We start from the raw sequence: 9,951 nt of genomic DNA on the forward strand, positions 1-9,951 counted from the left end.
CAAAGATGCGGTCGCCAAGCTGCGTCGGGAAACTGGCCTCGACACGCTGGAGACGATCCGAAAGGAAGGGGCGCCGATCCCGATCAAGCCGCTGCCGCAATGGGATAACGGCCGCGACGTGGTCTTGGCGGGGGACGCGGCCGGTGTGGTTGCACCAGCCAGTGGAGAAGGGATTTTCTACGCGATGACCGGCGGTCGCTTTGCCGCTGACGCGGTGTTGGACGCCTTGGTGACCGGCAATCCGAAAGCATTGCGCCGAGCACGTCGGCGCTTCATGCGCCTGCACGGACCGGTGTTCGCGGTGCTCGACATCATGCAAACATTCTGGTATCGTAACGACAACCGTCGCGAGCGTTTCGTGGCGATCTGTCGTGACCGCGATGTGCAGGAACTCACCTTTGACGGCTACATGAACAAGCAGCTGGTGAAGGCCAAGCCACTCGCCCATGTGAGAATCTTCTTCAAGAATCTCGCGCATTTGACCGGTCTCGCGACCGCGTGAGCACCACCCCCGAGTCCGCACTCCGATGCTGATTTCGATTGCGATCGATTTTCGTCTGGCCGACGTCGCCACTCGTGAGCGCTTCCACCTGTCGGAAGAACGTCTCACGCAGTTGTATCGTACGGCCAGAAGCGAAATTGTCACCGAAGCGGCGCTGATCTCCACTTGCAACCGAACCGAGTTGTACGCATGGGTGGACAGCGACGAACCGAAGGTCGTCGACCGAGCCGTGCAAACGCTGGCGCGTCGATGGATGCGCACGCGACTTGAAGGTGATGAGCTGTTGCAGACGGCTACACGCCGCTTCGGCGAGGACGCGGCGCGTCATGTGGTGCGTATCGCCGCCGGACTCGAATCGCAGGTGCTCGGCGATGGACAGATTCTGGGGCAGCTGAAGGCCGCGTACAAGCGTGCGTCGCGCGGGCATTCGGCCGGTCCGGTCTTGCATCGCCTGTTCGAAACGGCTCTGCGCGCGGGGAAGCGCGTGCAGACCGAGACTTCATTGGCCGCTGGCCGCAATTCGGTCGGAGCCGAAGCGGCGATCACGGCCAACCAGCGTTTCGGCAATCTTGAGAATGCGCGCTGTCTCGTGGTAGGTGCCGGCAAGACTGGCGCTCGGGCTACCAAGCAGCTGCACAAGCTTGGCGCGCGCGATCTGGTGATCGTGAACCGCACGTTCGAGACCGCGCAGGAGCTGGCGAAGTTTGTCGGTGGTCGGGCCGCCCCGTTCGAGACGCGGCATGTGGAAGCGGCGATGGCGGATGTGGTCATCGTGGCCACGGGCAGCGAAGTCCCGGTGCTGACGGCGGGCGGACTACAGCACGCGCGCGAGGCCTGTGCGGCCGTGGGGTACGCCCTACTGCTCATGGATCTCAGTCTCCCGCGCAACATCGACGCGCGCGTCACGGAGCAGCCCGGCATTACGCTGGTCGATCTCGACACGCTGCACCAGCCGATTCTCACCGCCGAGACGATGCGCCGCGACGCGGTCCCGTTGGCGAACGGTATCTGCGAGGACGAGATCGCATCGTTCATGGACTGGATCGCAAACATGCCGGCCCGCGACGCGATCAGGCCACTACGGGCGGCGCTCGAGGATGTGGCGCGCCGGGAAGTCGCGTTCGCGTCGAAGGACGCTGGCGTCGCCGAGCGGGCCGCGTCGCGTATCGTGGCCAAGCTGCTGGCGGGCCCCATGGCGGCGCTGCGGCGTGCCGTGCAGCGCGGCGAACCGCTCGACGCGCAGGCGCTGATGCTGCTCGAAATGTTCTCACCGGCGACGGCCCCGGAGCCCCGCACCATCCGGACACCGCGCGCCGTCGCCCCCCCGCCTGTCGTAGAGCAACCGCCCGCGCCGCACGCCCCTGTGCAGCACGTGGCGCCCCGCGAACGTCGTTCGTCGCTGATTCTTTCCCCGGAGCAGTTCACGTGAGTGCTACGCCCGTCCCGTCGTCGCCGACGAATGATCTGCTCCTGCGTGCACTTCGGCGTGAAGCCGTGGAGCGCCCGCCGGTGTGGATGATGCGTCAGGCAGGACGGTATTTGCCACAGTATCGCGCGGTCCGCGCGAAGTCGGACTTCCTCACCATGTGCCGGACGCCCGAACTTGCCGTCGAAGTCACGCTGCAGCCACTGGATCTGGTCGGTGTGGATGCGGCGATCATCTTCAGCGATATCCTGGTGATCCCGGAAGCGATGGGCATGCACCTTACGCTCGATGAAGGCGTTGGCCCGCAGTTCCCTTCCCCGCTCCGCTCGCTGAAGGATCTCGACCAGCTGCACGCGATCGATCCGCCGGAGCATCTCAAGTACGTCCTCGACGCATTGAAGCTGGCCCGGCGCGAAATCGATGGCAAAGTCCCGCTGATCGGATTCGCCGGCTCGCCGTGGACGCTGGCGGCATACATGGTGGAGGGGAAAGGCACCAAGCAGTTCGCCGTCGCCAAGCGCATGCTGTACGAAAACCCCGAGATGGCGCACGCGTTGCTCGGCAAGATTGCTGATGCCGTGGGAGACTATCTCGTGGCTCAAGTCGGAGCCGGCGCGCAGGTGGTGCAGCTGTTCGAATCGTGGGCGGGCGCCCTCGGTCCCGAGGAGTTCCGCACCTTTGCGCTGCCGTATCTCGCGCGGTGCGCGCAGAAGGCGCGTGAAGCGGGTGCGCCGGTGATCGTGTTTGCGCCGGGCGCCGGTTGGGCGCTGGCGGAGATCGCGGCGGCCACGAATGCCGACGCGATCGGGGTGGACTGGCACACATCGCCGATGGATGCGCGTCGCCAGCTCGATCCGTTCCGGGTGGCGATGCAGGGCAATCTCGATCCGTGCGCGTTGTATGGTCCGCCGGCCGACATTCGACGTCGCACACATGCGATGATCCGAGCGTTCGGTCCGATCGGGCACATTGCGAATCTCGGACACGGGATCCTCCCGGATGTCTCACCCGATCACGCGCGCGCGTTTATCGAGGCCGTGAAGGAGTGGAAATGGACAGACGAGGAGATCTCGATCGCGCAGACGCAGCCGGCAGCGTGGACGAACCAGCTGGCGGAGCGGCGATGAGCGCGGCGGTGTTCCCCACGGACGTGCCAAGCGCGGCCCCGGTGGTGGCGACGCGTCGCGCGGACGCCACCCGGTGGATCGCCGGATTGCATGACGAACTGACCTCGTTCTTCGGTCGTCTCGATCGTGGTGGAACGTTCGCGGAAGACCGCTGGGAGCGTCCAGGCGGCGGTGGTGGTGTGGCCCGCGTGATGAGCGATGGCGTCACGTTCGAGAAGGCCGGCATCAACCGCTCGGCCGTGATGGGCGAACTGCCTGAGCTTGCGGCTCGGCGACTTGGTGGACAGGGCGCGGCAACCGGCGCGACGCATTTTTTTGCGACGGGCGTCAGCTTGGTGGTGCACCCGCGTAGTCCGAAGATCCCCACGGTGCATCTCAACGTTCGCTATTTCGAGCTGACCGACGAGCACGGCCATCTGACGGACAGTTGGTTTGGCGGCGGTACGGATCTCACGCCGTTCTATCCGCATGTGGAAGACGGTGTGACGTTCCACCGCGCGCTGCGCGACATGGCCGATCGCCATCACACGCGGTTTTATCCGGATTTCAAACAGTGGTGCGACGAGTATTTCGTGAACGTGCATCGCGAGAATGAAGCGCGCGGTATCGGTGGCATCTTCTTTGATCATCTGCGTCCCGACGACGCATCGCACGGCATCGACCACGAGGGCGTACAGGCGTTCGTGAGCGACGTGGCCCGCGTATTGCGGAACGCGTATGAGCCGATCGTGGATCGTCGCCGAGACGAAGCGTTCAACGGAGCGGAGCGCGAGTTCCAGCTGGTGCGTCGCGGTCGCTACGTGGAGTTCAACCTCGTGCATGATCGTGGAACGATCTTCGGCTTGCAGACGAACGCGCGCGTAGAGAGCGTCCTCATGAGTTTGCCGCCGCTGGCGATGTGGCAGTATGCCCCACGCTACACCCCCGATTCCTTCGAGGCTCGACTGGTGCGGATGCTGGAGCCCCGCGACTGGGTCACGGCCGTCGCCGGAGAATGATTCATGCCAGTCCTCGCTGACCATCGCGACATCGTGCCGCCTTCCGAACAGACCCCCGGCGACCATCGGTCGGTCGCGGTCGTAGGAGCCGGCATCACCGGACTCGTCGCCGCGTATGCATTACGGCGACGCGGGGTGAATGTCACTCTGTATGAAGCTAGCGGTCATGCCGGCGGTGCCATTCGCACGTCGCACACCGATGGCTTTCTGGCGGAGCATGGCCCCAATTCCTTCGTGACATCGGCCCCGGTTGAAGCGCTGATTGCGCAACTCGACTTGCAGGACGACGTCGTGGAAGCGAATCCCAACGCCAACCGCCGCTACATCGTGCGTAACGGCATGTTGCAGTCGTTCCCGATGACGCCGCCCGCCATGTTCGGCACTCGACTCTTCTCGCTGAAGGCAAAGCTGCGCGTGCTGCTGGAACCGCTGGTGCGCACCCGCGCCACCGATGCTGACGAATCGGTGGCGTCATTCGTGCGGCGACGACTGGGGCACGAGGTGCTTGACTATGCCGTGGATCCGTTCATTTCGGGAATCTTCGCGGGTGATACGGAAACGCTGAGCATGATGCACGCCTTCCCGCGAGTGTTCGATCTCGAGCGGAAGTATGGATCGCTGTCGGCCGGTCTCATGGCCACGCGTGGACGAATGCCCACGGCGCCCGCGAATGGGCCGGACAGCGTGCCGGCGTTAGACGACGAGCCACTGTCGGCGGCGGCACCGACGCGTGCCAGACTGATTTCCTTTGTGGATGGGATGCAGACCCTTACCGACGCGCTTGAAGCGTCGCTGGTGGGCACACTGCGCCTCGGATGCCCCGTTCGCCTGCTGCACCGCAACGAAGGCCACTGGGTCGTGGACGCGGGACAGGACGGGGCCTCGCGCTCGCGAACGGTCGATGCGGTCGTCATGGCGACACCGGCGCACGTACTGGCGGCGATGGAGCTTCCGGCAGAGCTGCGGAGGCATGCCACGCTGGTGGAGCACGTGGAATATCCGCCAATGAGTGCGCTGACGCTGGGCTTCGAACGGGCCGCGGTGACACACGCGCTGGACGGCTTCGGCATGTTGATCCCTTCGAAGGAGAAGCGCAGCATTCTCGGTGCACTGTTCAGTTCGTCGCTGTTCCCCGCGCGGGCCCCCGAGGGCCATGTGGCGATCACCTGTTTCGTGGGTGGAACCCGCATGCCGGAGCGCGCTCGCGAGGACACCGACCTGCTGGTGGAGCGCGTGCTGATCGACCTCCGCCAGCTGTTAGGCGTGCGCGGGGAACCGATCTTCGCCAAGCATGTGTACTGGCCGCGCGCGATTCCACAGTACACGGTGGGCTATCAGGCCGTGAAGGATGCGGCCAATGAGATGGAGCTGAGCAATCCCGGGCTCTACCTGGCGGGCAATTACCGGAACGGCGTGTCGGTGGGCGATTGCGTGGCCAGCGGTCAGCAGATTGCCGGTCAGGTGGCGCGGTACCTCACGCGAGCGGGCTGACAGGGTTCATCCGTCGCGCCGACGAACGACGGGGCTGATCCGCGGTTGCCGTCAGCTCGGTGATCGGGTAGCGTCAGTTCATGCTGGCACTCGATCTCCTCTGTATTGCGCCGCATCGCGACGACGCTGAACTCACCTGCGGCGGCACGCTGATCAAGGCGGTCGACGCTGGCCATCGGGTGGGTGTGCTCGATCTCACCCAGGGCGAGATGGGCACGAAGGGTTCCGCCGAGCTCCGTGCCGCCGAGGCCGCCGCCGGCGCCCGCGTGATGGGGCTGCAGGTGCGTGAGAATCTCGAGCTGCCCGACGCCGGGATCAGCAACACCGACGAGACGCGCGGCCGGTTGGTGCAGGTACTGCGTCGGCTACGTCCACGGGTCGTGATCATTCCGGCACCGCGCGGTCGGCATCCCGACCATCGCCGCACCACCGAGCTGGCGCGCGACGCCTGCTTTTTGAGTGGCCTTGCGAAGTACCAGCCTGGGAGTGATCCTGCATTTCGTCCGTTCAAACTGCTGCACGTGGTGACGTACCGTGAGGACGTCATGAAGCCGTCGTTCGTGGTCGACATCAGTGCGCAGTTCGCGCGCAAACTCGACGCGATCAAGTGTTACGGCTCCCAGTTCGACGGGACGACGCAAGCCGGCGAAGTGTATCCGAATGGAGAGCCGCTGTACGACATCGTCACGCATCAGGCGGCGCACTACGGCTCGCTGATCCGCGTGCAGTACGGCGAGCCATTCTACACCGACGAAACCATGCAGATCGACGACGTCACGACACTTGGCGTCGCCACGTTCTGAGTACGTCTCCCCTCCGACAGCACCGTCCATGAGTGCAGCAGCCCCCGATCAATCGCCACACGGCGCTCACGGCCACGGCGCTCACGGCCACGGCGCGTCCGGCATCGACTATGGCAGCTACCTGCGCTTGCCTGAGCTGCTGGAACTCCAAACACTCCAATCGTCGCCGGAGCATCCCGACGAATTGCTGTTCATCGTGGTGCATCAGGCGAGTGAACTGTGGTTCAAAGTGCTGCGCCACGAAATGGACACGATGATCACGGCGCTCGAAGCGTTCGATACGATGCGAGCGCTGCTGGCGGTGCAGCGCGTGAATGTGCTCACCGAAATCGTCGCGCAACAGCTCACGGCACTCGATACGCTGCCGCCACAACGCTTCGCGCAGTTTCGTGGCTACCTGGGTTCAAGCAGTGGCTCACAGAGTGCGCAGTTCCGCGCGATCGAAGCGACCGCCGGCTTGCGCGACCCGCATTTTCTGGCCGCGATCACGGAGCACGGAGAGCCGCCCGCGGTAGTGAAGGAGGCGCTGGCGCGTCCCGTGCTGCAGTCGTTGGTGCTGGCGCTGATTGAACACGAGAAGATGGACCTCGCCGAGTTGTACATGGGCCCTGGCCCGACGCCGCTGTTCCTGCTGGTGGAGGGGCTCTTGGAGTTCGAGCAGCGATTCGCCCGGTGGCGCTTCCTGCACGTGCAGTTGGTGGAGCGTATCATCGGCCCCGGCACCTTCGGCACGGGCGGCACGCTTGGTGCGAAGTATCTGTCGCGCACGGTGAGCCATCGGTTTTTCCCGGAGCTGTGGGCGGTGCGGTCGCAGTTCTATGGGAAAGCGAAGTAGGGGGTACGGAGGCGGGGGTATGGAGTAGTCATGTTCTACGACATCAGTATCCCGTTTTCTGTCAGCACGCCGCCGTGGCCGGACGACGTGGGGTTCTCGTGCGGGTGGACGTGCCGACGTGAGAACGGCAGTAGTGTGAACCTTGGCGTGCTGTCCACGAGTGCGCATGTGGGCACGCACGCCGATGCGCCGTTGCATGTGCAGTCGTCGTGGCCGGCGTCGGAGTCGTTACCGGCCTCCGTGTTCGTCGGTGAAGTGCAGTTCGTGGCGTTGCCGGCGCATTTCGATGCGGCGCGCGACATCACGATTCCGCTGTTGCAATCGCTATTGGGTGCGCACGTGCCGTCACGCGTGATTGTACGTACTGGGCACTCCGTGGCGGCTGGTGTGTTTCCAGACACGTGGCCGGCGTTGACTGCCGATGCGGCGACGTGGCTGGTGCAGCACGGGCTGACGCTGTGGGGCGTGGATGCGCCGAGTGTCGATCGTCGGTCGAGCACGGAGTTGCCGGTACACCATGTGATCTTTGGTGGCGGCGCCTTCGTGCTGGAGAATCTCGCGCTCGATCGCGTGCCGGTCGGGCGCTACGAATTGCTGGCGCAACCGCTCGCCGTGCACGGCGCGGATGCGGCTCCGGTGCGGGCCTTGCTGCGAGCGGTGCGGGATACGTAGAACGCTCGCCGACTACGGTTTCTTGATCCGATCGAACTGCGCCGTGATGGACGCCGGAAGCAGCAAGGCATCGGCAATCTTGGCGATGCCCTCGTCCTCGGCCCACGCGCGTTCGAATGACGCCAGTTCTCCATCGAGCGCTTGACGTTCGGCGTCGTCGTTGATCGCCATTTCGAAGGCGAGGCGCGCGGCTACCGGGATCGCTGAGAGATCGCCGGTGTCGCCGTAGGTACTCTTGGCGGCCCATTCGCGGCGCATACCGGCGGCCCATTTGCCGAAGCGCTCAGGGCCGCCCGCGTGCTCGATGCGCGAGACGCCGTCGGTGATCACGGTGCGACGCGCGCCGCCACGATTGATGAGCGGCCTGAGGCGACGCAGCAAGGGGATCGCGTCAGCACCGTGCAGCTGCACTCGACCGAGTTCATTCTTGCCGTCCTGCCGACGCATCATCCCTTAGTAGCCACCGTTCTGTACGGTCGGATCAGGGCCGTGATAGCGCGCGGCGTATCCGATATCGATGGCCCATCCGGCGGCACGATCGCTGGGCACGATCGGTGGGCACGATGCGCGGGTTGCCGATGGGCACGAAGCGGCCGCCGTCGGGATGGTCGATCGGCTTCTGCGCCATCCCCACGGCAGACAACAGACTTATCATATTCGCGACGGGCACCAGTGGCGCGCGGGCGGCGAGCCCGATGCCACTGGTTACGGCACCACTTACGATCAAACCGGCGGCGGCCGTCACCCCGACACCTGTGGCGATTGCCTTCACACGGCGCCGTCCGAATTGATCTCCGTAGCGCCACGCCGCAAATTCGGGCTGCTGCGGTTCACCGATGCGCACGAGTTCCGTGCCATTGGCCAGGCGCGCGAGTCCGAGGTGGGCGGTACTCACGCGCACCGCTGCATCACGAACGGCGCGTTCACTCTGCTCGATGGCTTCCCATCGCTCGTCGAACGGCGTGAGGTTTCAGCGCTCGCACGCGCGACACACCACCTCGAGCCGACCATGGCGCGCATCGAACACGATGCGGCGCCCGATGGGCAGCGCTCCGATCGCCTCGTTGGCGCCAAGCGACTTCCGGCAGTGGATGCACGTGGAGTACATCAGCGATCCCGTAGTTTTTCGAGCTGATCGTTCATCGACGCCGGCAGGAACATGTCGTCGGCGATCTTCGCGATCTCCTCGGCCTCGGCCCACGCGAGTTCGAGCGCGGCGAGTTCACCATCCATCGCGCGCCGTTCGCTTTCCTCGTGCAGCGCCATCTCGAGCGCGAGTCGATCGCGCGGCGTGAGCGTGTGGAGGGTACCGGGGAGCTTATGCACGTGGTTTCGCTTGTGTCCCTTGCCGACACCCCATTGCGTATCGCTCGCGGTAGCGCCTACGCGTTGCTGCACCGAAGTGAGCACGCGCGACGGATCACCGATTTCTTCGAGCAGCGACACGGCCTCCTGCACCTGCGTACGCGAGCCGCCGAAGCGATTCACCGTCGGCAGCAGTCGCGCCGCCGCTTTCATGGCGGCATCGCCGAGCAGCAGGTGCGTTCCCGCCACCGACTCCAATCGCAGATGCAGCGGGCCACCCTCGGCACCACGTTCGAGGGCGCTCATGCGCGCGTGCTTGCGCTGCACGTCAACCAGCTGACCATCGGGCAGCGCGATCTTGCCGATCGACACACTCTGCCGTCCGTTCACGAGCGCGTCCCAGATGCCGGGGTTCGCGTAGACGCCGGCGAAGCCACCCACGCCCACCCCCAGCGCCATGATACCACCCACGACGGCCACGGCGCTGCCGACGACGGTGCCGGTGATCAGCATCTGCCGGTTCCGACGCCGCCCGAATTGGTCGCCATATCGCCACGCCGCCATCTCCGGACGCTGTGGCTGCCCAATGCGAATGAGGTCGACGCCCTCCTTGAGCCGGGCCAGTCCCACGTTGTCGGTGCTGACTCGCAACCGGCTGTCCCGGAAGCGGCGCTCCATGGCCTCGATGGCCTCCCAGCGCTCCTCGAGCGGCGAGAGATTCCACCGGTCGCAGCTACGGCACACCACCCAGAGGCGCCCTTTGGCGGCATCGAACGCCAGCCGGGTGCCCAC

The 9,951-nt window shown here is 65.2% G+C and carries 12 protein-coding genes; 8 read left to right on the forward strand and 4 right to left on the reverse strand.

The annotated features are described in order from the left end of the window. The 8 genes from ACLL97_RS18930 to ACLL97_RS18965 all read left to right on the forward strand — a co-directional run. A partial coding sequence (locus tag ACLL97_RS18930) for a lycopene cyclase family protein (protein ID WP_411282036.1) occupies nt 1–502 on the forward strand: 502 nt, incomplete at its 5' end. Between the two features lie 25 nt (nt 503–527). Next, on the forward strand, nt 528–1,931 hold the full coding sequence (gene hemA / locus ACLL97_RS18935; protein ID WP_411282037.1) for a glutamyl-tRNA reductase: 1,404 nt from the start codon (nt 528–530) through the stop codon (nt 1,929–1,931). Continuing rightward, complete coding sequence (gene hemE / locus ACLL97_RS18940) at nt 1,928–3,055, forward strand: uroporphyrinogen decarboxylase (RefSeq protein ID WP_411282038.1); 1,128 nt, start codon at nt 1,928–1,930, stop codon at nt 3,053–3,055. The genes hemA and hemE overlap by 4 nt, the downstream gene beginning before the upstream one ends. Beyond that, complete coding sequence (gene hemF, locus ACLL97_RS18945) at nt 3,052–4,053, forward strand: oxygen-dependent coproporphyrinogen oxidase (protein ID WP_411282039.1); 1,002 nt, start codon at nt 3,052–3,054, stop codon at nt 4,051–4,053. Before hemE ends, hemF begins: the two co-directional genes overlap by 4 nt. Before the next feature lie 3 nt (nt 4,054–4,056). Continuing rightward, a complete protein-coding gene (gene hemG / locus ACLL97_RS18950) occupies nt 4,057–5,544 on the forward strand; it encodes a protoporphyrinogen oxidase (protein WP_411282040.1) in 1,488 nt (495 codons plus the stop codon). 80 nt (nt 5,545–5,624) lie between these two features. Further along, nucleotides 5,625–6,347: a bacillithiol biosynthesis deacetylase BshB1 gene (bshB1, locus tag ACLL97_RS18955; RefSeq protein WP_411282041.1), complete on the forward strand. Its 723-nt coding sequence runs from the start codon at nt 5,625–5,627 to the stop codon at nt 6,345–6,347. A 28-nt stretch (nt 6,348–6,375) separates the two neighbouring features. Further along, on the forward strand, nt 6,376–7,182 hold the full coding sequence (locus ACLL97_RS18960; RefSeq protein WP_411282042.1) for a tryptophan 2,3-dioxygenase family protein: 807 nt from the start codon (nt 6,376–6,378) through the stop codon (nt 7,180–7,182). A 30-nt stretch (nt 7,183–7,212) separates the two neighbouring features. After that, complete coding sequence (locus tag ACLL97_RS18965) at nt 7,213–7,854, forward strand: cyclase family protein (RefSeq protein WP_411282043.1); 642 nt, start codon at nt 7,213–7,215, stop codon at nt 7,852–7,854. A 12-nt stretch (nt 7,855–7,866) separates the two neighbouring features. Here the strand turns inward: ACLL97_RS18965 and ACLL97_RS18970 are convergent, their stop codons facing one another. The 4 genes from ACLL97_RS18970 to ACLL97_RS18985 all read right to left on the reverse strand — a co-directional run. Next, nucleotides 7,867–8,304 (reverse strand): hypothetical protein, encoded by a 438-nt coding sequence (locus ACLL97_RS18970; protein WP_411282044.1) that lies wholly within the window; start codon nt 8,302–8,304, stop codon nt 7,867–7,869. Nucleotides 8,305–8,335: 31 nt separating this feature from the next. Continuing rightward, complete coding sequence (locus ACLL97_RS18975) at nt 8,336–8,749, reverse strand: hypothetical protein (protein ID WP_411282045.1); 414 nt, start codon at nt 8,747–8,749, stop codon at nt 8,336–8,338. Nucleotides 8,750–8,824: 75 nt separating this feature from the next. After that, entirely contained in the window at nt 8,825–8,962 is a 138-nt protein-coding gene (locus tag ACLL97_RS18980; RefSeq protein ID WP_411282046.1) for a hypothetical protein, read from the reverse strand. Next, a partial coding sequence (locus tag ACLL97_RS18985; protein WP_411282047.1) for a hypothetical protein occupies nt 8,962–9,951 on the reverse strand: 990 nt, incomplete at its 5' end. The genes ACLL97_RS18985 and ACLL97_RS18980, both read right to left, overlap by 1 nt.

This window comes from Gemmatimonas sp. (assembly GCF_046594945.1).
GTDB lineage: Bacteria > Gemmatimonadota > Gemmatimonadetes > Gemmatimonadales > Gemmatimonadaceae > Gemmatimonas.